Below are 23,012 nucleotides of genomic sequence, written 5' to 3' on the forward strand. Positions count from 1 at the left end.
AAAAAAGCCCGCATAAATGCGGGCTTTCTTATTGTAAATCAGTAGCTTATGCGTAACTCCTAAAAGACTCTGGAGGTACAAAGGCGTCCAATTCGTCCTCCACAGCCTCAATAATTCGCTCGACATCAGCGGCATTCATCACCGTGGCGCACGGTATGCCGGCGATGGCGATCATCGTTTCGCCACTGACTCGATCGAACAGGCGGGCAATCATGCTGCCCGGCGCATCCATCGTCGCCTCGAAACCCATGGGATGAAAATGCCAGCGCATCAGCTGGCAAGCGTTGGGGAACGTGACTTTGCTTGACCCTTTATTCATGTGTTGCCCGCCTTCTTCATCGAGCGCTTCCGTTTGCTCATGTTAGGTGGGAAGAGCCTTCATTGGCTCAACCGGTGCTTGCCATTAAAAGTAGCATCCCGGTGTGAAATTCCTGTGAGAATTTTCAGTTCATTTGGCGATTGCTTTGATTTTTTTGATGTAGGTCACGCTCGTTGGCGAGAGCGCCAGATGGCCACTATCGATTAGCCATTGCTGCCGGTGTCGAACTTGGGCAAGCTCGATTCTTTTGCACTGAGCCTTTTATGCACGCCGACGACGACGGCCCCGATCAGACCGAAGCCACGGCCGCCACGGTCATGCGCTACCACTTGAGCTGGAAGCATCGGGACCTGGACAGCGTGATGGCGCTGTATCACCGGGACATTCAGTACAACGATTTCTTCCAGAACCGTGTACTTGGCCTGGATGAGTTGCGCGAGTACGTGCGCGTCAGCATGCCGCGAGAATCCGACGAACTGCTCGAGCATTGCGACCGCATTCGCGTCGACGGCAACACCGCGTTCATTCAATACGAAGTCACGCTGCGGGGCGGGGATGGCCTGGTGTCGTTTCGTTCCAGCGAAGCGATTACGGTCAAGGACGGGCTGATCTGGCGCGTCAACGAATATGCTTCGCTGGTGCGCACGCAAAGCAGTGGCAGCACGGCGGCGAACCAACGCCCGGCAGTCAGTCGCCTGGGCTTGTCGCCACGCCAGTTAAGCTTCATGGCCGAAGATCTGCAGCAGTATTTCGAAAAACAGCAGCCTTACCTTGATCCCGAACTCGACCTGCAACGGGTGGCGAAGGAATGCGGTTACAGTCGCAATCAGATTTCCTACCTGCTCAATCAGGTGCTGGGGCAAAGCTTCTACCGTTACGTCAATCAGGCGCGCCTGCAGCATTTGCTGCGTTCTTTGGACCATGCCGCGCCGCCGTTGCGCATCGATGAGCTGGCGTTCGCCGCCGGATTCAATTCGCTATCAGCGTTCTACAGCTGTTTCCGTCAGCACACCGGCCAGTCACCGAAGGCTTACGCCAAACAAATTTCTTTGCGGACACGCGCGCAAGACATCGGCTGAACTCACGCACTAGGATCGACGCCATCGAAGGTTTTCAGTGGCGGAGTCTTGCATGCCGGCGTGGCGCACTATCAGTTTGTGGATGGATCAACTCGATGAGCCGTTGCTTGCGCGGCCTGAGCTTGAGCGGGACCTGGACGTCGACGTGGCGATCATCGGCGCCGGTTACACCGGGCTGTGGACGGCGTACTACCTGAAGAAACTGGCTCCTGGCCTGGATATCGCCATCGTCGAGGCGCAAACCGCCGGCTTCGGTGCTTCCGGCCGCAATGGCGGCTGGCTGATGGGCAATCTGCTCGGCGAGGATCGGCTGTTGGCCGGTCTGTCGCCGGAACGGCGTCGCGCCTCGTTCGACCTGCTGCACAGCATCCCCGATGAAGTCGAGGTGGTCCTTGAGCGCGAAGGCATTGACTGCGACTACCGCAAGGGCGGTGTTCTTTACTGTGCTGCGCGCTATCCGGAACAGGAAGCCACGCTGCGCGACTACCTGAGCAAACTGCACGCCCAAGGCCTGACCGACAACGATTACCGCTGGCTCAGCCCCGAGCAACTGGCGCAGCAGATCCGCGTGGCCAAGCCTTATGGCGGCATCTATGCGCCGCACGTGGCGACCATCCACCCGGCCAAACTGGTGCGTGGTCTGGCGCGGACCGTGCAGAACATGGGCGTGAAAATCTACGAAAACAGCCCGGTCACCCATTGGCAGGCGGGCAGCTTGCGCACCGCCAAGGCCAGCGTGCGCAGTCGCTGGATTGTGCCGGCGGTCGAAGGTTATTCGGTGACCTTGCCACCGCTGGGTCGCTATCAGTTGCCGGTGCAAAGCCTGATCGTCGCCACCGAGCCGTTATCTGCCGCCACCTGGGACGAGATCGGGCTGAATCGCGGGCAAGCGTTCAGCGAGTTCAGCCGCCAGGTCACCTATGGCCAGCGCAGCGCCGACAATCGCCTGATCTTCGGCGCCCGTGGCGGCTACCAGTTCGCCGGCAAGCTGCGCCACAACTTTGACCTGACCCGCGATGAAGTCGAACTGCGCCGTTATCTGTTTGGCGAGCTGTTCCCGCAACTGAAAACCGTGCAGATCACCCACGCCTGGGGCGGCAACCTCGGCATGTCCCGGCACTTCAAGCCGCACATGCTCTGCGATCGCGCTAACGGCATCGCGTTGTCCGGCGGTTATGGCGGCGAGGGCGTTGGCGCCAGCAATCTTGGCGGTCGCACCCTGGCGGATCTGATTCTGGAGCGCGACAGCGAACTGACTCAGCAGCCATGGGTGCTGCCCGACGGCGGGATTCATGCGCTGCGCGCGTGGGAGCCGGAGCCGTGCCGCTGGCTCGGTTACAACGCGATCATCAAAAGTTTTGTCCACGAAGACCAGACCCTGGCCAACCCGGCGACCGCGCCATGGCGGCGCAAGCTTGCCAGCCAGGTGGCGAGCTTCATGGAAGGTTTCATGCACTGAACGTCGTTTATTGAATAGACAGGTCCGACCATGAGCATTACGCAGTTCAAGAACACCGCGACATTAAAACTCGACGAATCCAATCCGGTGGCCGTGCCGCTGGGCGAACCGGTCGCGGTTGCCTCGACCACCAGCGTCGAGCGCGACGACGGCGTCGAAACCGGCGTCTGGGAATGCACGCCCGGACGCTGGCGCCGGCAGATCACCGCCCAGGAATTCTGCCATTTCATTTCCGGGCGCTGCACGTTCACCCCGGACGGTGGCGGCGAAACCCTGCACATACAAGGTGGCGACGCACTGATGTTGCCAGCCAACTCGCTCGGTATCTGGGATATCCAGGAGACCGTGCGCAAGACCTACGTGCTGATTTTCTGATTGCTTGATCCTTTGATTGCCTGCCAACAAAAAAAACCTCAACAGGAATCGCCCCATGATCCGCAAAACCTTTGCTCTGGCACCGCTGATGCTTGCCGTTTCCCTCGCCCAGGCGGCGGAAACGGTCAAGGTGTACAACTGGTCCGATTACATCGCGCCAGACACCACGAAGAATTTTCAGAAAGAAACCGGCGTCGGCGTCACGTATGACGTCTACGACAGCAACGAAACCCTCGACGGCAAGTTGATGACCGGCAAATCCGGCTACGACGTGGTCTTTCCGTCCAACCATTTCATGGCCCGGCAGATTCAGGGCGGGGCGCTGAAGAAACTCGACAAGAGCCAGTTGCCGAACTGGAAGAACCTCAACCCGGTGCTGCTCAAGGCCTTGCAGGTCAACGACCCGAACAACGAGCATGGTTTCCCGTATCTGTGGGGCAGCACCGGTATCGGCTATAACATCGCCAAAGTCAAAGCGGTGCTGGGCGACAACGCCCCGGTGGACTCTTGGGATTTGATCTTCAAGCCCGAGTACATGGAAAAGCTGCAGAAGTGCGGCGTGGCAATTCTCGACAATGGCCCGGAACTGCTTCCGGCGGCGCTCAACTATCTGGGCTTGCCGCCGCACAGCAAAAATCCTGAGGACTACAAGAAAGCTGAAGCGCTGCTGATGAAGGTGCGGCCATACGTCAGCTATTTCCATTCTTCGAAGTACACCAGCGACCTCGCCAACGGCGACATCTGTGTTGCTGTCGGTTTCTCCGGTGACATCCTGCAAGCGGAAAATCGCGCCAAGGAAGCCAAGAACGGCGTCGACATCGGTTACGCGATTCCCAAGGAGGGCGCCGCGATCTGGTTCGACATGGTGGCGATGCCGGCGGATGCGCCGGACGAGAAGGCCGGTTATGCGTTCATGAACTACCTGCTGCGCCCGGACGTGATGGCTGGGGTCAGCAACTACGTGCACTACGCCAACGGCAACGAGCAGGCCGACAGCCTGATCGACCCGGCAATCAAGAACGACACCAAGGTTTATCCGAGTCCGGAAATGATGGGCAAATTGTTCGCGCTGGAAGCAATGCCGCTGAACATCGACCGCATCCGCACCCGCGTCTGGAACAAAATCCGCACAGGTAGCTGACCCCCGGTAGGAGCTGCCGCAGGCTGCGATCTGTTGATCTGCCGTTAAATGCAAAATCAAAAGATCGCAGCCTCGTTGCACTCGTCAGCTCCTACAGTTTTGAGTGGGGTGGTGGCTGATATCAATACACTGGCATCGCACTATTAAAGTGCAGCAAAGTGAGACGCGCCTAACAAAAAACAACTTACCCATATTTAATAATTAAATAGAAAATCGTCAGACAATTAGGCAGTTCTCTACCGTTTAAAACATTCTTTCGTCGGCGCGCGCTTTGTTTACGGCAGTTCCATCAAACAGTTCAATTTGATCTCAAAAAAATGCTTTACGTCAGATTTCAAATTGTGTCAGGTTTCCGATGCCTTCATTGGGCGAGTGATAGGACTATCTCGCCAGAGATTGTCGCTATCGGACAAAAACTGTTCCATTGCTAAACAAGGAAGTGTGTTTATGTCGAAAGTTAAAGCTAATGCTATTGATACCGCCGAACAGGCTTTTTTGCTGTCCGCGGCGCCGCAACCTCTGGCCGCAGCCAGCTCGGCGTTTAACCAGATCGATAGCTTCAGCCACCAATACGATCGTGGCGGCAACCTCACGGTCAATGGCAAACCCTCCTTTTCCGTCGACCAGGCCGCAACCCAGTTGCTGCGCGACGGCGCTGCCTACCAGGACAAGGATGGCAGCGGCAAGATCGAACTCACCTACACGTTCCTGACCTCGGCATCGTCCAGCACGATGAACAAGCACGGGATCAGCGGGTTCAGTCAGTTCAACGCACAACAACAAGCCCAGGCCAAGCTCGCCATGCAATCCTGGGCCGATGTGGCCAACGTGACCTTCACCGAGAAAGCCTCGGGCGGTGACGGCCACATGACCTTCGGTAACTACAGCGGTGGCCAGGATGGCGCTGCAGCGTTCGCCTACCTGCCAGGCACAGGCGCCGGCTATGACGGCACTTCGTGGTACCTGACCAACAGCAGCTACACGCCGAACAAGACCCCGGATCTGAACAACTACGGTCGTCAGACCCTGACCCACGAAATCGGCCACACCCTGGGCCTTGCTCACCCTGGCGATTACAACGCCGGTAATGGCAACCCGACCTACAACGATGCGTCCTACGGCCAGGACACCCGCGGTTACAGCATCATGAGTTACTGGAGCGAGAGCAACACCAGCCAGAACTTCAGCAAGGGCGGGGTGGAAGCCTATTCGTCCGGCCCGCTGATGGACGATATCGCTGCCATCCAGAAGCTCTACGGCGCCAACATGAACACCCGTACCGGTGATACCACCTACGGCTTCAACTCCAACGCCGGGCGGGATTTCCTCAGTGCCTCGTCGTCGAGCGACAAGGTGGTGTTCTCGGTGTGGGATGCGGGCGGCAAGGATACTCTGGACTTCTCGGGTTTCACCCAGAACCAGAAGATCAACCTCAATGACGCCTCGTTCTCCGACGTTGGCGGCCTGGTGGGCAACGTGTCCATCGCCAAGGGCGCCATTATCGAGAACGCCATCGGTGGTTCTGGCAACGACCTGCTGATCGGCAACAGCGTGGCCAACGAGCTGAAGGGCGGTGCCGGCAACGACATCCTCTACGGCGCTGGTGGTGCTGACAAGCTGTGGGGCGGCGCGGGTTCGGACACGTTTGTGTTCGCGGCCAGCTCCGACTCCAAGCCGGGTGCGATCGATCAGATTCTCGATTTCGTCAGTGGTCTGGACAAAATCGACCTGACCGGCATCACCAAAGGCGCCGGCCTGCACTTCGTCAGCGCCTTCACCGGTGCGGCGGGCGATGCAGTGCTGACTTCGTCGGGCGGCAACAGCCTGCTGGCGGTGGACTTCTCCGGGCACGGCGCGGCTGATTTCCAGGTCAGCACCGTTGGCCAGGCGGCGACCAGCGACATCGTGGCGTGATGTAGAAGTAGAAAGCGGCGTGTAATGCGCCGCTTTCTTCACTTGCATCGGCTGATCCTCTAGGCAAGGCTACGCGCCGGAGCGAATATTCCCATGATCTGTAAAGCTTTTACCTACACGACAATGGCGTGGCTGACGGCGGCGCTCTTCACGATTTCAGGAGAAACCACTATGGCAAGCAGCCTCAGACTTGAAGAACCCACAGTATTTGCCGGCTCATGGCAGGCGACATTGTCCGGCCGTGATGACACGCCTGAAGCACAGGCGCTGCAGGACAAACCCTCGAATACCTGTGTCGTCGAGTTGCAGGTCAATCAGACCCTGGGCAAAGGCGCCGACTGCCTCGGCGCATGGCTTGAGCAGACGCCGATTGGCTGGTTTCCCGATCCGGATGGCTTGTCGATCACCGGCAAGGAAGGCTCAAGAATCCAGTTCTTCAGCCGACAACGTGATGGGTTTTATCTTGCGACTTTGCAGTCGGGCTTGAAGATTACCCTGGAGCGCACTGCGCAATAGTCGTAATGATCAAGTTGGCCGTAGAGTTTCAGTATAAGGCAGTAGCATGTGGTTATAAGTCGCCGAGGGAATGGCAACTGCACCGCAATAAACAATGCAAGTTGTTATGAAAGTGTAATCGGTCGTTCGCTAATTGCGTTGTGGCCAGGCACGAACAATTAATTGAAGTCTTGCCAAAGATTGGCGAGAGATATCTTTCAGGAATAATCAATGAAGATGGCGAAGGCCCCAGCCACCGCTCCCTTATTCAAGGCTTTGGGTGACTATAAAAGCATCCTGATCAGCGTCGGCTGTTTTACCGCACTGATTAACGTGCTGATGCTGGTGCCCTCCATCTACATGCTCCAGGTCTATGACCGGGTGCTGTCCTCGCAGAATGAAACCACCTTGGCGATGTTGTCGCTGATGGTCGTTGGTTTCTTCGCCTTCATTGGCCTGCTGGAGGTGATCCGCAGTTTTATCGTGATCCGCATTGGCAGCCAGTTGGAGCGTCGTTTCAATCTGCGCGTCTATCAGGCTGCATTCGAACGCAATCTGTTCAAGGGCGAGGGCAACGCCGGGCAGTCGCTGGGCGATCTCACCCACATCCGTCAATTCGTTACCGGGCCGGCGCTGTTCGCGTTCTTCGATGCGCCGTGGTTCCCGGTCTATCTGTTCGTCATTTATCTGTTCAACGTCTGGCTCGGCGTGCTCGCCACTGCGGGTGCGTTGCTGTTGATTGCACTGGCGTGCCTCAATGAGTACATGACCAAAAAGCCTCTGGGCGAAGCGGCCGGCTACTCGCAGAAATCCAGCCAGTTGGCCACCAGCCACCTGCACAACGCCGAAACCATTCAGGCGATGGGCATGCTCGGCGCTCTGCGCAAACGCTGGTTTGGCGTGCATTCGCGTTTCCTCGGCCTGCAAAACCAGGCTAGCGATACCGGGGCAGTGATCAGTTCGGTGAGTAAAACCCTGCGTCTGTGCCTGCAATCGCTGGTGCTGGGGCTTGGTGCGCTGCTGGTGATCAAGGGAGACATGACTGCCGGGATGATGATTGCCGGTTCGATTCTGATGGGCCGCGTACTGAGCCCGATCGATCAGTTGATTGCCGTGTGGAAGCAGTGGAGCGGGGCGAAGCTGGCTTACCGCCGTCTCGACGCCTTGTTGCAAGCGTTTCCGCCAAGCGACGACGCCATGGCGCTGCCGGCACCGAAAGGTCAGATCACTTTCGAACAAGTCAGCGCTGGCCCGCCGGGGCAGCGTGCGGCGACGCTGCATATGGTCAATTTCAATCTGGGGGCGGGCGAAGTGCTTGGCGTGCTTGGCGCTTCCGGCTCCGGCAAATCAACCCTGGCGCGGGTGCTGGTCGGTGTCTGGCAGGCGCTCGGCGGCACCGTACGTCTGGATGGCGCTGATATTCACCGCTGGAACCGCGATCAGCTCGGCCCATATGTCGGTTACCTGCCGCAGGACATCGAACTGTTCAGCGGCAGCATCGCCGAGAACATCGCCCGGTTCAGCGAAACCGATGCGCAGAAAGTCGTCGCCGCGGCGCAACAGGCCGGTGTTCACGAAATGATTCTGCGTTTGCCGCAAGGTTATGACACGCAACTGGGCGAGGACGGCAGCGGTTTGTCCGGTGGCCAGAAGCAGCGCGTGGCACTGGCGCGCGCCATGTATGGCAAGCCGAGCCTGGTGGTGCTGGATGAGCCGAACTCCAATCTCGATACCGTCGGCGAAGCTGCGCTGGCCAGTGCCATTGCGCAATTGAAAGCGCAAGGCACCACCGTGGTACTGGTAACGCACCGTTCTTCGGTACTGGCTCAGGCGGACAAGTTGCTGGTACTCAACGACGGCCGTTTGCAGGCGTTCGGCCCGAGTCAGGATGTGCTCAAGGCGCTTTCCGGCCAGCAGGAACAACAACGTGAAAAACCGGCGCAAGCACCGGGCGGGCTCAGCATGAGCCGGCAGTATCAGCCCACGACAAGGAATTCGGGTGTATGAGCAGCGCCAGCATGAACACTGAAAACGAAGCGAACATGGAACATGCTTACATCACCGAACGCCCGGAGCGCGATGCGAAGTTTTTCGCGCGCATGGGCTGGATCCTGGCCATCGTTGGCGCCGGCAGTTTCTTCACTTGGGCAGCATTGGCGCCACTCGATCAAGGCATCCCGGTGCAGGGCACCGTGGTGGTCTCGGGCAAACGCAAAGCCGTACAGTCGATGAGCAGCGGCGTGGTCAGCCGGATCCTCGTGCGTGAAGGCGAGATCGTCAAACAGGGCCAGCCTTTGTTTCGCCTCGATCAGACGCAAGTCGCCGCCGACGTGCAGTCGCTGCAAGCGCAGTACCGCATGGCCTGGGCCAGCCTCGCACGCTGGCAGGCCGAGCGCGACAACCTCAAGCAAGTGACGTTTCCGGCGGAGTTGAGTACCGACCCGGATCCGCGCCTGGCACTGGTTCTGGAAGGCCAGCGGCAGCTGTTCAGCAGCCGTCGCGAAGCGTTCTATCGGGAGCAATCGGCATTGCGCGCGAGCATCGAAGGCGCCACCGCGCAACTGTCGGGGATGCGCCGCGCACGTACCGATCTGAATGCCCAGGCCGACTCCCTGCAGCAGCAGTTGAGCAATCTGCAACCGCTGGCCGACAACGGCTACATCCCGCGCAACCGCCTGATGGAATACCAGCGCCAACTGTCGCAGGTGCAGCAGCAACTGGCGGAAAACACCGGTGAAAGCGGCCGCGTCGAGCAGGGTATCCTCGAATCGCGCTTGAAGCTGCAACAGCACGGCGAGGAGTATCAGAAAGAAGTCCGCACGCAACTGGCCGACGCGCAACTGAAAAGCGTCACCCTGTCCGAGCAACTGACCTCGGCCGGTTTCGACCTGCAACACAGCGAAATCATCGCCACCGCTGATGGCGTCGCGGTCAATCTTGGCGTGCACACCGAGGGCGCGGTGGTGCGGCAGGGCGAGACTCTGCTGGAGATCGTTCCGCAAGGTACGAGGCTGGAAGTGGAAGGGCACCTGCCGATCAACTTGATCGACAAGGTCGGCACGCATTTGCCGGTCGATATCCTGTTTACCGCGTTCAACCAAAGCAAAACCCCGCGTGTACCGGGCGAAGTCAGCCTGATTTCCGCCGACCAGATGGTCGATGAGAAAACCGGCGTGCCGTACTACGTGTTGCGCAGCAGCGTCAGCGATCAGGCCATGGAAAAACTCAACGGTCTGGTGATCAAGCCCGGCATGCCGGCAGAAATGTTCGTGCGCACCGGTGAACGTTCACTCCTCAACTATCTGTTCAAACCGCTGCTCGACCGGGCCGGCTCCGCGTTGACCGAGGAATAAGGATGTTCGGCTGTATGAATAAGCTTTCCATGCTTACGGCGGCGCTTGCGCTGCTGGCGGGCAACAGTGCACTGGCGGCCATGGGGCCGTTCGATATCTACGAACAAGCGTTGCGCAATGACCCGGTGTTCCTCGGGGCGATCAAGGAGCGTGACGCCGGCCTGGAAAACCGCGCGATTGGCCGCGCCGGGCTGTTGCCGAAAATCGGTTACAACTACAACAAGGGCCGTAACACGTCCAAAGCCACGTCTCTTGATGAGCGTGCACGCAATCGTACCGATGAACGTAACTACAGCAGTTACGGCTCGACCCTGACCGTGCAGCAACCGCTGCTCGACTACGAAGCCTACGCGGCGTATCGCAAGGGTGTGGCGCAGTCGCTGTTTGCCGACGCGAACTTCCGTGGCAAGAGCCAGGAGTTGTTGGTGCGCGTGCTGGACAACTACACCAAGGCCTTGTTTGCCCAGGACCAGATCGACATCGCCCAGGCGAAGAAGAAGGCCTACGAACAGCAGTTCCAGCAGAACGAACACATGTTCAAGCAGGGCGAGGGCACCCGCACCGACATTCTCGAAGCCGAGTCGCGCTATGAACTGGCGACCGCCGAGGAAATCGAGGCGCGCAACGAGCAAGACGCCGCATTGCGTGAACTGGGCGCGCTGGTCGGTGTGCCGGCGGTGGACATCACGGATCTGGCGCCGCTGGATCAGGATTTCCAGACGTTCACCCTGCAACCGGCCAATTACGACACCTGGCACGAACTGGCGATCAGCAACAACCCCAACCTCGCGTCGCAGCGTCAGGCTGTGGAAGTGGCGCGTTACGAGGTTGAGCGCAATCGAGCCGGGCACCTGCCGAAGGTCAATGCCTACGCGTCGGCGCGGCAGAACGAGTCGGAAAGCGGCAACACCTATAACCAGCGTTATGACACCAACACCATCGGCATTGAAATCAACGTGCCGCTGTATGCCGGTGGTGGGGTTTCGGCCTCGACGCGTCAGGCCAGCCGCACCATGGAGCAGGCCGAATACGAACTCGACGGCAAGACTCGCGAGACCTTGATCGAACTGCGTCGGCAGTTCAGTGCCTGCCTCTCGGGGGTCAATAAACTGCGCGCTTACCAAAAAGCGCTGACCTCGGCCGAAGCGCTGGTGGTGTCGACGAAGCAGAGCATTCTTGGCGGCGAGCGGACCAACCTCGATGCGCTGAACGCCGAACAACAGCTGTTCACTACCCGCCGCGATCTGGCGCAGGCGCGGTACGACTATTTGATGGCCTGGACGAAATTGCATTACTACGCCGGAACCTTGAGCGAACAGGACCTTGCCCGAGTGGACGAAGCGTTTGGCCAGGTGCCGAAAACCCAATGACAGCGACCTCCTGATGGCTGTGATCTGTGCAAAGCAAGATCAACGGATCGCAGCCTTCGGCAGCTCCTGCATGACGGTTTGACCATGAGGTTTGGTAGGAGCTGCCGCAGGCTGCGATCTTTTGACTTTGATTGTTCAAAACAGGATCAACGGATCGCAGCCTTCGGCAGCTCCTGCATGGCGGTTTCAACGATGAGGTTTGAGTAGCACAACACATCCCTGTAGGAGCTGCCGCAGGCTGCGATCTTTTGACGTTCGCGGCATGAGTCAGAACCTGCACAACAATAAGAAAGTGAGTGGTGAACATGGACGTACGCATCAAGCCGATTTCGGTCGGTACCCTGCTGCTTGTGATGTCGACAACCCAGGCCCAGGCGCAATACCTGGAAACCGGCAAACCCGGCGATCCGGGCAGTTGGCGCAACGCCGAATTCCTCCGTGACTGGGGCCTCGGTCGTATGCAGGCCGATCAGGCTTACGCGGCGGGCATCACCGGTAAAGGCGTGAAAATCGGCGCCCTCGACTCCGGTTTCGATGCCGCCCATCCAGAGTTCGCGGCCGACCGCTATCACCCGGTATTGGCCAAAGGCACTTACGTCGATGGTTCGCTGTTCAACGTCGACGGCACGCTCAACCCCAACAACGATTCGCACGGCACTCACGTGGTCGGCACCATGGGCGCATCGCGTGATGGCAGCGGCATGCACGGCGTCGCCTACAACGCGCAAATCTACGTCGGCAACACCAACAAGAACGACAGCTTCCTGTTCGGTCCCAACCCCGATCCGCGCTATTTCAAAGCGGTCTACAACGCCTTGGCCGATGCCGGTGTACGTGCGATCAACAACAGCTGGGGCAGCCAGCCGCCGGACGTCAGCTATCGAACCCTCGCCGATCTGCATGCCGCCTACGCGCAGCACTGGAACCAGGGCACCTGGCTCGATGCCGCAGCCGAGGTGTCCTCGCAGCGCGGCGTGATCAATGTGTTCAGCGCCGGCAACAGCGGTTACCCGAACGCCAGCGTGCGCTCGGCGCTGCCGTATTTTCAGCCGGATCTTGAAGGGCATTGGCTCGCGGTGTCCGGGCTCGATCAAAGCAATCAGCAGAAGTACAACCAGTGTGGCATCGCCAAATATTGGTGCATCACCACGCCGGGAGCGAAGATCGACAGCACCATCCCCGGCGGCGGTTACGCCATCAAGTCCGGCACCTCGATGTCGGCACCGCACGCGACCGGCGCCCTCGCACTGGTGATGGAACGCTACCCGTACATGAACAACCAGCAAGCGCTGGAAACCCTGCTGACCACCGCCACGCAACTGGATGGCTCGGTGACCGATGAGCCGAACGAGCAAGTCGGTTGGGGCGTGGCCAACCTCAATCGGGCGATGCGCGGGCCGGGGCAACTGCTCGGCGCGTTCGACGCCAATCTGCCGGCCGGGCAGAGCGATGTCTGGAGCAATGACATCTCCGACAAGGCGTTGATCCAGCGCCAGCGCGAAGACCTCGCCGAGCACAGCGCCTGGCAGCAAACCCTGCAGGCCAACGGTTGGCAAAACGGTATTCCGGCCGGCGCCAGCCAGCAGGATCAGACCGACTATGCGGTCGGCATGGCCCGTGATGCGGCAGCCGCCACACGGGTTTATCAAGGCAGCCTGATCAAGTCCGGTGACGGCCAATTGTTGCTGACCGGGGAGAACAGCTATCGCGGCCCGACCACGGTCAATGGTGGTCTACTGACGGTCAATGGTTCGCTGGCCTCGGCAGTGACCGTCAACGACAGCGGCACCCTCGGCGGCTCCGGGCGGATCAGCGCCTTGCTCGCCAACAGCGGCGCGCGCGTGGCGCCGGGTAATTCCATCGGCACTTTGAATGTGGCCGGCGACGTGACCTTCGCGCCAGGTTCGACCTACGCGGTGGAACTGTCGCCGACCAGCAGCGACCGTATTGTCGCCGGCGGCACAGCGACCATCAGTGGCGCCACCGTGAGCCTGTCGCTGGAAAACAGCCCGACGCTGCTGAGCACCGTCGAAGTGCAAAGTCTGCTCGGTCACCAATACGATATCCTGCAAGCAACCGGTGGTATTCAGGGCCGGTTCGGCGCCGTGCTGCCGAATTACCTGTTTATCGGCGGCAGCCTCGACTACGCCGCCAACGGCATTCAACTGAATATCGAGCGCAACACCAGGTCATTCGCCAGCGTTGGCCTGACGCCGAATCAACGCTCGGCAGGCGCGGCCGTCGAAAGCCTCGGTGCCGGCAATTCGGTCTATGAAAGCCTGTTGTTGTCGCCCTCAGCCACATCGGCACGACAAGCGTTCCAGCAACTGAGCGGTGAGATCTACCCGGCCATGGGGACGATGCTGATCAACGACAGTCGTCAGTTGCGTGATGCGGTCGGCGAGCGTCTGCACGATGCCAACACTGCGCAAAACAACGGCTGGATCAAAGCCCTCGGCGCGTGGGGCACTACCGATTCGGGCCATGACACGGCGGGTTACAGCACTTCGCTCGGTGGCTTGCTGGCCGGTGTCGACGGCGCGCTCGATGAGCAGACACGCATCGGTCTGGTCACGGGTTACAGCGACAGCTCGTTGAGCATGGGGTCGGGCACGCACTCCTCGGCCAAGGTCGACAGCTACCACCTCGGTGCCTACGCCGGTCACGAAATCGGTGCCTGGCGCTTGAGTACCGGCGCGGCCTACAGCTGGCATCGCGCGGATGTGAAACGCGATCTGCAATACGGCGAGGTCAATGCAAAACAGAAAGCCAAAGTAGACGCGGCAACCACGCAAGTCTTTGCCGAGGCGGCGTATCGGCTGCAACTGCAACCGCTGGCACTGGAACCGTTCGCCAATCTGGCCTATGTGCATGTCGACACAGAAGGGTTTACCGAGAAGGGCGACGCTGCCGCATTGAAAAGTTCTGGCGATCAACGCGACGCGGTGTTGAGCACCCTCGGCGTGCGCGCGGTCAAGACTTTCAATTTGTCGAACCGGCAGTCACTCGACGTCAGCGGCCACCTCGGCTGGCAGCACAGCTTGAGCGATATCGATGCCGAACAACACCTGCGCTTTGCCAGCGGCGGCACGCCGTACAGCGTCGAGAGTTCGGCACTGGTGCGCGACGCCGCGCTGGTTGGCGTACAGGCGAGCCTGGCCCTCAGCAAGGAGGTGCGGGTGAACCTCGATTACAACGGACAACTGGCCAATCGCGAGAAGCTGCATGGCGCAGGCTTGAGCCTGAACTGGCAGTTCTAACCCCTTACCCCCCCCCTGTAGGAGCTGCCGCAGGCTGCGATCTTTTGATCTGGCCCTTGATGGATCAAAGGCAAAAGATCGCAGCCTGCGGCAGCTCCTACAGGTTATGTGGGGATGAATTGGATACACGGATTTTTCGCAACATCACTAAGGAAGGTCGCTGGATGAATAACAACAATACCCCCGCGCAAACGGGTGGCCGTTTTGCCCTCAAAACCCTGACGTTCGCCGTACTGTGCGCTATCGGCACGGCACATGCCGCTGGCTACGTGGAAAACGGGCGCAACGGTGATCCTTCAAGTTGGCGCAGCAACGAGTTTCAGGCCGATTGGGGCCTGGGCGCCATCGGTGCCGATCACGCCTACGCCGCGGGCTACACCGGCAAGGGCGTGAAACTGGGCATCTTCGATCAGCCAGTGTATGCCGCGCACCCGGAATTTTCCGGCAGCAATAAAGTCATCACTCTGGTCACCAGCGGTATCCGCGAATACACCGACCCGTACATTCCGGTGAAGGCCGGCGACGCCTTCCGTTATGACGGTTCGCCCTCGGTCGGCTCCGACGGCAAACTCGGCGCCCACGGTACCCACGTTGGCGGCATCGCGGCCGGCAGTCGGGACGGCGGACCGATGCACGGCGTGGCATTCGGCGCGCAAATCATCAGCGCCGACAACGGCGACCCGGGCCCGGAAGACGGCATCGTGCGTGGCAACGACGGCGCGGTGTACAAGGCCGGTTGGGATGCGCTGATTGCCAGTGGCGCACGGATCATCAACAACAGCTGGGGCATCGGCATCACTGACCGCTTCGACCTCGGCGGCCGCGATCCGGCTTACCCGCATTTCACTGTCAACGACGCCCAATTGCAGTTCAACGAAATCCGCACTTTGCTCGGGACCAAACCCGGCGGCGCTTATGACGGCGCTATCGCCGCCGCTCGCAGCGGTATCGTGACAATCTTCGCCGCCGGCAACGACTACAACCTCAATAACCCGGATGCCATCGCCGGCCTCGGCTACTTTGTGCCTGAGATCGCGCCGAACTGGATCACCGTCGCCGCGTTGCAGAAGAACCCGGATCTGGCCAGCGCCAACCCGTACATCATGAGCACGTTCTCCTCGCGATGCGGTTACACCGCGAGCTTCTGCGTCTCGGCGCCGGGCACGAAAATCTTCAGCTCGATCATCGAAGGCACCAACGCCGATAACCTGACCACCGGCTACAAAAATTACAACGGCACCTCGATGGCCGCGCCACACGTCGCTGGCTCCATGGCGGTGTTGATGGAACGCTTCCCGTACATGACCGGCGATCAGGTCGCCACGGTGTTGCGTACCACCGCCACCGACCTCGGCGCACCGGGTATCGACGCCTTGTACGGCTGGGGCATGATCAACCTGCGCAAGGGCATCGATGGCCCGGCGATGTTTGTCACCGAGAAGGACATTCCCGAGGAATTTCGCATTCAGGGCGCCTACGGTTCCGGTCAGTTTGTTGCTGATTTGCCCGGCATCGGCGCGATCCTCGATCAAGGCAAACCGACCGAGCGCGTGTGCAATGACATCATCTGCGGCCTCGACACCTGGCGCAACGACATTTCCGGCCACGGCGGTTTGACCAAGCAAGGTATCGGCACGCTGGTGATGACCGGCAACAACAGCTACAGCGGCCCGACGCTGGTCAATCAGGGCCGCCTGGCAATCAACGGTTCGCTGACCTCGGCGGTCACGGTCAATGACAGCGGCATCCTCGGCGGTAATGGCCGCATCGGCGCGTTGTCGGTGAAAAGCGGCGGTACGGTTGCGCCGGGCAATTCCATCGGCACACTGAATGTTGCCGGGGACGTGACCTTCGAACCGGGTTCGACCTACGCGGTAGAAGTCTCGCCGACCGCCAGCGACAAGATTGTCGCCGGTGGCAAAGCGGTGATTGACGGTGCCACGGTCAGTCTGTCGCTGGAAAACAGCCCGACGCTGCTGACCACCAGCGAAGTGAAAAGCCTGCTCGGTACGCAGTTCAATATCCTGCAAGCGGCGGGCGGTATCGATGGCCAATTCGGTCAGGTGCTGCCCAATTACGCGTTTCTTGGCGGCACCCTGGCGTACTCGGCCAGTGGTGTGCAATTGGAGGTCGGGCGCAACGGTGCATCGTTCGCCAGTGTGGGTGTGACGCCTAACCAGCGTGCGGTCGGTGCGGCTGCCGAGCGCCTCGGCGCGGGCAATGCGTTGTTCGAAACCCTGCTGCTTTCGCCCAATGCGGCCGCGGCGCAACAAGCCTTCCAGCAGTTGTCCGGTGAGATTCATCCGGCGATCGGCACGCTGTTGATCAACGACAGCCGTTACCTGCGTGAGGCAGTCGGCGAACGTCTGCGCGAGCGTGATCTGTTCAATGCCGATGCACCCACTGACGATCGCAGCAATGCCTGGGTCAAGGTATTGGGTTCGTGGGGCACCAGCGATGGCGGCAATAAATACGCCGATTCGACCAGCTCCATCGGTGGTTTGCTGGCCGGTGTCGATGGCTTGATTGCTGAAGATACCCGGCTGGGTTTCGTTACTGGTTATAGCGACAGTTCGTTGAGCATGGGCAGCGGCACGCATTCGTCGGCCTCGGTTGATAGCTACCACTTGGGTGCGTATCTGGGACATCAGATCGATGCCCTGCGCCTGACCGTTGGCGGCGCTTATAGCTGGCACCGCATCGACGCGAAACGTGATCTGCAATTCGCCGACGTCAGCGGCAAGCAGAAGACCAAACGCGACGCGACCACCGCGCAATTGTTCACCGAAGCCGCTTACGATCTGGGCTTGCAACCGATGAACCTTGAGCCGTTCGCCAACCTGTCCTACGTGCACCTGAACACCGAGAGCTTTACCGAAAAAGGTGATGCCGCCGCGCTGAAAGGTGGCGAAGACAACCGCGATGTGTTGTTGTCGACACTCGGCGTACGCGCCAAGCGCAGCTTTGCCCTGTCGGACCAGCATCAACTGGAACTGGGTGCGAGCCTGGGCTGGCAGCACAACCTGAGCAGTGTCGACGCTGACAGTCATCTGGCGTTTGCCAATGGCAACAGCGCGTTCACCGTGCAGAGCGTGTCGATGGATCGCGACGCCGCCGTGGTCGGCGTGCGCGCAGGTCTGGCGCTCAACCGCGATGTGCGGGTCAACCTTGATTACAACGGGCTGATCGGCTCGAACGAGAAGGACCACGGTGTGGGCCTGACGCTCGACTGGCAGTTCTAGGCAGCGCCGGCAGTTCCCTACGGAACTGCCGTTTTTTAAAAGGAAGAGAGAGCACAACATGGGATTGTTCGATTATAAAAATGCCGACGGCAAAGCGTTGTACAGCGACGCCATCGCACTGACGCTGTATGCCTACACGCCAACCGGCCAACCTTTGCCGGCGACTGGCTGGGCACCGGTGGCCGCGACCGCGCTGGGTTATCAAGGCAAGGTCGGGCCGCAGGGCACGTTCTTCGGTGAGAAGGACGGCTTCACCAGCGCCGAAGCCGAGGTGCTCGGTAAATACGACGCTGCCGGCAAGTTGATTGGCATCGGCGTGGCCTTTCGTGGCACCGGTGGGCTGAGTTACAGCGATACCTTTGGCGACATGAAAAACAACTTGCTGGCGGCGATCGGGCCGTCGGATTACGCCAGTAACTACGCGAAAAACGCCTTCGACAATCTGCTCAAGGCCGTCGCCGCGTTTGCCATCGCCAACGGCATCGCCGCCAAGGACGTGTTGATCAGCGGCCACAGTCTCGGCGGGCTTGGGGTCAACAGCGTGGCCGAGCTGAGTGGCAGCAACTGGGGTGGTTTCTTCAAGGACGCCAACTACATCGCGTTCGCCTCGCCAACTCAGAGCAGCACCGGCAACAACGTGCTGAACATCGGTTACGAGAACGACCCGGTGTTTCGCGTGCTCGATGGCACCACGTTCAGCACCGCGTCGATGGGCAAGCACGACAAGCCGCATGATTCGACCACCGACAACATCGTCAACTTCAACGACAATTACGCGTCCACCGCACAGAACCTCGTGCCGTTCAGCATCGTCAATCCGCTGAGCTGGTCGGCGCACGGCTCGCTGGGCTATGCCGATGGCCTGAATCGGGTGATCGATTCGAAGTTCTACAACCTCACCGGCAAGGACTCGACGATCATCGTCTCCAACCTGGAAGCGTCGTCCCGTGGCAAGACTTGGGTCGAGGATCTCGGCCGCAGTGGCGAGCCGCACACCGGCAGCACCTTCATCATCGGCACCGACAGCAACGATTGGCTCAAGGGTGGCGCGGGCAACGACTTCCTTGAAGGTCGCGCGGGCGATGACCGTTTCCGCGATGACGGCGGTTTCAACATCCTCCTCGGTGGCCAGGGCCACAACACCTTCGAGCTGCAGAAGCCATTGCAGAACTTCAGTTTCGCCAATGACGGCGACGGCACGCTGTATGTGCGCGACGCCTACGGCGGCATCAGCATGACCCGCGACATCGGCGCGCTGGTAAGCAAGGAGTCGGGTTCGTGGTGGGGCAGCAAGGAAATCACCTGGGGTGTGACGGCCAAAGGGCTGACCAATGGCAATGAGCTGACGCAGTACAACCATTCGCTGAGCGGTGATGGCTACGGCAACGCGTTGCATGCGACGGCTGATGGCGACTGGCTGTTCGGTCTCGGTGGCGATGACAAGCTGATCAGCGACAAGGGCCACGTGACCTTCGTTGGCGGCGCCGGTAACGACGTGATGACGGCGATTGGTGGCAACAACACGTTCCTGTTCAGCGGCGCGTTTGGCTTCGATGCGATCAATGGCTATCAGGGCAGCGACAAGCTGGTGTTCATGGGCGTCGAAGGCGCGGGGCAGGGCTACGACTACAAGCAGCATGTGGCGCAGACCGGCGGCGATACCGTGCTGAAGATTGGCGACTTTGCCGTGACCCTGATCGGGGTGGGAGTGGCTAACCTGTCGGATTCATCGTTCGTTTTCGCCTAACCCCGATAGCCCCTGTAGGAGCTGCCGCAGGCTGCGATCTTTTGATGTGTTTTTAAAGATCACCAGATCGCAACCTCGTTGCACTCGGCAGCTCCTACAGGGGATTTGATTCGTCGTTTGTTTTCGCCTGACCCCGACAGCCCCTGTAGGAGCTGCCGCAGGCTGCGATCTTTTGATTGTGTTTTTAAAGATCACCAGATCGCAGCCTCGTTGCACTCGGCAGCTCCTACAGGGGATTTGCATGTGGTGTTTGAAATGCTCCGGAGCGCTCTGTGAGGGGCGCCCTGGCTGTGAGCTATCTCTGAACAATTCCAACAAAGAGAGAGGCAATAGCAATGGGTGTGTATGACTACAAGAACTTCGGTACGGCGGATTCCAAGGCGCTGTTCAGCGATGCCATGGCGATCACGCTGTATTCCTATCACAACCTCGATAACGGCTTTGCCGCCGGTTATCAGCACAACGGTTTCGGCATCGGCCTGCCAGCCACACTGGTCACCGCGCTGATTGGCGGCACCGATTCGCAAGGCGTGATTCCCGGCATTCCATGGAATCCCGATTCGGAAAAACTCGCTCTCGATGCGGTAAAAGCGGCCGGCTGGACGCCGATCACTGCCTCGCAACTGGGCTATGACGGCAAGACCGATGCGCGCGGAACCTTTTTCGGCGAGAAGGCCGGCTACACCAGCGCTCAGGTGGAAATCCTCGGCAAGTACGACGCCCAAGGCCATCTCACCGAACTCGGCATTGCCTTTCGCGGCACCAGCGGCCCACGAGAAATCCTCATTGGCGACTCGATCGGCGACGTGATCAACGATCTGCTCGCGGCCTTCGGTCCCAAGGACTACGCGAAAAACTACGTCGGCGAGGCGTTCGGCAATCTGCTCAATGACGTGATGGCCTTCGCCAAGGCCAATGGTCTCACCGGCAAGGACATCCTGGTCAGCGGCCACAGCCTCGGCGGCCTGGCCGTCAACAGCATGGCCGACCTGAGCGGCGGCAAGTGGGGCGGGTTCTTCACCGACGCCAACTACATCGCCTATGCCTCGCCAACCCAGAGCGGCACCGACAAAGTACTCAACGTCGGCTATGAAAACGATCCGGTGTTTCGTGCCCTCGACGGCTCGACCTTCACCGGCGCTTCGGTCGGCGTGCACGACGCGCCGCATGCCTCGACCACTGACAACATCGTCAGCTTCAACGATCACTACGCCTCGACCGCGTGGAATCTGCTGCCGTACTCGATCCTCAATATTCCGACGTGGATTTCACACCTGCCCACCGGTTATGGCGACGGCATGACCCGCGTGCTCGACTCGAAGTTCTACGACCTGACCAGCCGCGACTCGACGATCATCGTCGCCAACCTGTCCGATCCGGCGCGCGCCAATACCTGGGTGCAGGATCTCAACCGCAACGCCGAAACCCACAAGGGCAGCACGTTCATCATCGGCAGCGACGGCAACGATCTGATCCAGGGCGGCAGCGGCAACGACTATCTGGAAGGCCGCGCCGGCAACGACACCTTCCGTGACAGCGGCGGCTACAACATCATCCTTGGCGGGCAGGGCAGCAATACCCTCGACTTGCAGCAGGCGGTGAGCAAGTTCGACTTCGCCAACGACGGCGCTGGCAATCTGTACATCCGCGACGCCAACGGCGGGATCAGCATCACCCGCGACATCGGCAGCATCGTCACCAAGCAGCCGGGTTTCCTCTGGGGCCTGTTCAAGGACGACGTGACTCACAGCGTCACCGCCAGCGGCTTGAAGGTCGGCAACAACCTCACCGCTTACGAGTCCAGCGTCAAAGGCAGCAGCGGTGCCGACACGCTCAAGGCACACGCCGGCGGCGACTGGTTGTTTGGCCTCGACGGCAACGATCACCTGATTGGCGGCACCGGCAATGATGTGTTTGTCGGCGGTGCCGGCAATGACCTGATGGAATCGGGGGGCGGGGCGGATACGTTCCTGTTCAACGGCGCATTCGGCCAGGATCGGGTGGTCGGGTTCACGTCCAACGACAAACTGGTGTTCCTCGGTGTGCAGGGCGTGTTGCCGACCGACGACTTCCGCGCCCATGCCTCGACGGTAGGGCAGGACACGGTGCTGACGTTTGGCAATGATTCGGTGACGCTGGTCGGGGTTTCGCTCAATAGCCTGAGCGCCGACGGCATCGTCATCGCGTGATACAAAGGTAGGCATACAAAACCCTGTGGCGAGGGAGCTTGCTCCCGTTTGAGTGCGCAGCGCTCACAAAATCTTAGAGCCGCTGCGCGCCTCAGCGGGAGCAAGCTCCCTCGCCACAATCAGTATCAAAAGTGACTTGGCAGCCACTGACTGACTCAAACCCCTGCAAAAACAGGAAATGCGGCCTAAAGCGAGCGCGTGCACACACGTTCTACAGCTAGCCGCCATTGAGTACAGGAGATTCACACGTGAAAGGTTTCAAGGGGTATGTCGGTACGCTGGGGCTGGCACTGTTGTCAGCCAATGCCTGGGCCGATCTGCCTCAAAGCTCGATACTGAGCCGTTACGGCGTCACCAGCGAACAATTGCCGGCGCCAGCCAAAACCGAAGTGGTTGAACCGGTTGAAGAGAAAAGCCGCTTTCAGATCCAGCCCGAACAGCCCTTCGTGACCCTGCGTCTGGGCGATGGCAAGCAGCCGCAAACCACCGGCAACCTGAGCATCGACCGCATGGCCCAACAGGACCTTGAACGTTGCCAACGTCTACAGGGTGAAGTGGCTCGTCGTGGCGGCACCTACATGCGCTGCGACAACAGCCTGCCAGGCATGCCCGCCTTCGAATAACCTGTAGGAGCTGCCGAAGGCTGCGATCTTTTGATCTTGTGTTTTAAGATCAAAAGATCGCAGCCTTCGGCAGCTCCTACAGAAGCGGAGTCAGTCTTCTTTGCGCACGGTGGCCACTTCGTCGGAGCGGACTTTCACCTTGGCCCCGGAAATATCCTCGAACTCATAGAAGCCATCCTTGGTTTTGGTCTTCGGCATGTCCTTGGTCAAATACTGGGTGCCGTTCTGCAAGGTCACCACCGTCTGGGTCGAGCAACCGCCCAGCACCAGCAGCGCGGCGACTACCAAGGGAATGCCCAGTTTGTTGATATTCATACCCACCTCTAATTCCTCATGCGATGTGATCCCGAGCATTGTCGGTTCTCTAACGCGGTTGGTGCCACTCAGTCGGGAAAAGTTCGATTACCCGGTTAAAAAATGCCATTGATCCTTTTCCGTTTGCACCG

General features: G+C 59.8%; 16 protein-coding genes. 14 read left to right on the top strand and 2 right to left on the bottom strand.

The genetic code is table 11. The features are described 5' to 3' along the window. Positions 1–46: 46 nt before the first annotated feature. A complete protein-coding gene (locus tag C2E19_RS15195; protein WP_129393749.1) occupies positions 47–319 on the bottom strand; it encodes a DUF1652 domain-containing protein in 273 nt (90 codons plus the stop codon). 263 nt (positions 320–582) lie between these two features. On the opposite strand from C2E19_RS15195, the gene C2E19_RS15200 reads away from it, so the two are divergent. The 14 genes from C2E19_RS15200 (at position 583) to C2E19_RS15265 (ending at position 22,566) form a co-directional block, all read left to right on the top strand. After that, a complete protein-coding gene (locus C2E19_RS15200) occupies positions 583–1,398 on the top strand; it encodes an AraC family transcriptional regulator (RefSeq protein WP_129393751.1) in 816 nt (271 codons plus the stop codon). Positions 1,399–1,450: 52 nt separating this feature from the next. Continuing rightward, positions 1,451–2,857: an FAD-binding oxidoreductase gene (locus C2E19_RS15205; RefSeq protein ID WP_129393753.1), complete on the top strand. Its 1,407-nt coding sequence runs from the start codon at positions 1,451–1,453 to the stop codon at positions 2,855–2,857. Positions 2,858–2,887: 30 nt separating this feature from the next. Continuing rightward, positions 2,888–3,232, top strand: coding sequence for a cupin domain-containing protein (locus C2E19_RS15210; protein WP_129393755.1), 345 nt, complete (start codon positions 2,888–2,890; stop codon positions 3,230–3,232). Between the two features lie 55 nt (positions 3,233–3,287). Then, positions 3,288–4,373 carry a polyamine ABC transporter substrate-binding protein gene (locus tag C2E19_RS15215; protein ID WP_129393757.1) on the top strand — a complete coding sequence of 362 codons (1,086 nt, stop codon included), beginning with the start codon at positions 3,288–3,290 and terminating at the stop codon, positions 4,371–4,373. A gap of 447 nt (positions 4,374–4,820) precedes the next feature. Then, on the top strand, positions 4,821–6,287 hold the full coding sequence (locus tag C2E19_RS15220) for a serralysin family metalloprotease (RefSeq protein WP_129393759.1): 1,467 nt from the start codon (positions 4,821–4,823) through the stop codon (positions 6,285–6,287). 93 nt (positions 6,288–6,380) lie between these two features. Then, complete coding sequence (locus C2E19_RS15225; protein ID WP_164979431.1) at positions 6,381–6,803, top strand: AprI/Inh family metalloprotease inhibitor; 423 nt, start codon at positions 6,381–6,383, stop codon at positions 6,801–6,803. A gap of 210 nt (positions 6,804–7,013) precedes the next feature. Continuing rightward, positions 7,014–8,789, top strand: coding sequence for a type I secretion system permease/ATPase (locus C2E19_RS15230; protein ID WP_129393763.1), 1,776 nt, complete (start codon positions 7,014–7,016; stop codon positions 8,787–8,789). Then, positions 8,786–10,135, top strand: a complete 1,350-nt coding sequence (locus C2E19_RS15235) for an HlyD family type I secretion periplasmic adaptor subunit (protein ID WP_129393765.1) — start codon at positions 8,786–8,788, stop codon at positions 10,133–10,135. Before C2E19_RS15230 ends, C2E19_RS15235 begins: the two co-directional genes overlap by 4 nt. A gap of 2 nt (positions 10,136–10,137) precedes the next feature. Continuing rightward, positions 10,138–11,505: a TolC family outer membrane protein gene (locus C2E19_RS15240; protein ID WP_129393767.1), complete on the top strand. Its 1,368-nt coding sequence runs from the start codon at positions 10,138–10,140 to the stop codon at positions 11,503–11,505. Positions 11,506–11,810: 305 nt separating this feature from the next. Further along, complete coding sequence (locus C2E19_RS15245) at positions 11,811–14,765, top strand: autotransporter serine protease (protein ID WP_129393769.1); 2,955 nt, start codon at positions 11,811–11,813, stop codon at positions 14,763–14,765. A gap of 164 nt (positions 14,766–14,929) precedes the next feature. Next, positions 14,930–18,007 (top strand): autotransporter serine protease, encoded by a 3,078-nt coding sequence (locus C2E19_RS15250; RefSeq protein WP_129393771.1) that lies wholly within the window; start codon positions 14,930–14,932, stop codon positions 18,005–18,007. Positions 18,008–18,065: 58 nt separating this feature from the next. Beyond that, positions 18,066–19,754, top strand: coding sequence for a polyurethanase (locus C2E19_RS15255; RefSeq protein WP_129393773.1), 1,689 nt, complete (start codon positions 18,066–18,068; stop codon positions 19,752–19,754). Between the two features lie 335 nt (positions 19,755–20,089). Then, complete coding sequence (locus C2E19_RS15260) at positions 20,090–21,943, top strand: polyurethanase (RefSeq protein WP_129393775.1); 1,854 nt, start codon at positions 20,090–20,092, stop codon at positions 21,941–21,943. Positions 21,944–22,191: 248 nt separating this feature from the next. Then, a complete protein-coding gene (locus C2E19_RS15265) occupies positions 22,192–22,566 on the top strand; it encodes a hypothetical protein (RefSeq protein WP_129393777.1) in 375 nt (124 codons plus the stop codon). Positions 22,567–22,656: 90 nt separating this feature from the next. Here C2E19_RS15265 and C2E19_RS15270 read toward each other — a convergent pair whose 3' ends face one another. Continuing rightward, positions 22,657–22,881 carry a YgdI/YgdR family lipoprotein gene (locus C2E19_RS15270; RefSeq protein WP_129393779.1) on the bottom strand — a complete coding sequence of 75 codons (225 nt, stop codon included), beginning with the start codon at positions 22,879–22,881 and terminating at the stop codon, positions 22,657–22,659. Positions 22,882–23,012 lie beyond the last annotated feature (131 nt).

The organism is Pseudomonas sp. DTU12.3, from assembly GCF_004124275.1.
GTDB classification, from domain to species: Bacteria; Pseudomonadota; Gammaproteobacteria; order Pseudomonadales; family Pseudomonadaceae; genus Aquipseudomonas; species Aquipseudomonas helmanticensis.

What these genes read in the sequence shown, in the direction of transcription:
- C2E19_RS15195 (WP_129393749.1), bottom strand. Translation starts at nt 319, where the DNA reads ATGAATAAAGGGTCAAGCAAAGTCACGTTCCCCAACGCTTGCCAGCTG.
- C2E19_RS15200 (WP_129393751.1), top strand. Translation starts at nt 583, where the DNA reads ATGCACGCCGACGACGACGGCCCCGATCAGACCGAAGCCACGGCCGCC.
- C2E19_RS15205 (WP_129393753.1), top strand. Translation starts at nt 1,451, where the DNA reads ATGCCGGCGTGGCGCACTATCAGTTTGTGGATGGATCAACTCGATGAG.
- C2E19_RS15210 (WP_129393755.1), top strand. Translation starts at nt 2,888, where the DNA reads ATGAGCATTACGCAGTTCAAGAACACCGCGACATTAAAACTCGACGAA.
- C2E19_RS15215 (WP_129393757.1), top strand. Translation starts at nt 3,288, where the DNA reads ATGATCCGCAAAACCTTTGCTCTGGCACCGCTGATGCTTGCCGTTTCC.
- C2E19_RS15220 (WP_129393759.1), top strand. Translation starts at nt 4,821, where the DNA reads ATGTCGAAAGTTAAAGCTAATGCTATTGATACCGCCGAACAGGCTTTT.
- C2E19_RS15225 (WP_164979431.1), top strand. Translation starts at nt 6,381, where the DNA reads ATGATCTGTAAAGCTTTTACCTACACGACAATGGCGTGGCTGACGGCG.
- C2E19_RS15230 (WP_129393763.1), top strand. Translation starts at nt 7,014, where the DNA reads ATGAAGATGGCGAAGGCCCCAGCCACCGCTCCCTTATTCAAGGCTTTG.
- C2E19_RS15235 (WP_129393765.1), top strand. Translation starts at nt 8,786, where the DNA reads ATGAGCAGCGCCAGCATGAACACTGAAAACGAAGCGAACATGGAACAT.
- C2E19_RS15240 (WP_129393767.1), top strand. Translation starts at nt 10,138, where the DNA reads ATGTTCGGCTGTATGAATAAGCTTTCCATGCTTACGGCGGCGCTTGCG.
- C2E19_RS15245 (WP_129393769.1), top strand. Translation starts at nt 11,811, where the DNA reads ATGGACGTACGCATCAAGCCGATTTCGGTCGGTACCCTGCTGCTTGTG.
- C2E19_RS15250 (WP_129393771.1), top strand. Translation starts at nt 14,930, where the DNA reads ATGAATAACAACAATACCCCCGCGCAAACGGGTGGCCGTTTTGCCCTC.
- C2E19_RS15255 (WP_129393773.1), top strand. Translation starts at nt 18,066, where the DNA reads ATGGGATTGTTCGATTATAAAAATGCCGACGGCAAAGCGTTGTACAGC.
- C2E19_RS15260 (WP_129393775.1), top strand. Translation starts at nt 20,090, where the DNA reads ATGGGTGTGTATGACTACAAGAACTTCGGTACGGCGGATTCCAAGGCG.
- C2E19_RS15270 (WP_129393779.1), bottom strand. Translation starts at nt 22,881, where the DNA reads ATGAATATCAACAAACTGGGCATTCCCTTGGTAGTCGCCGCGCTGCTG.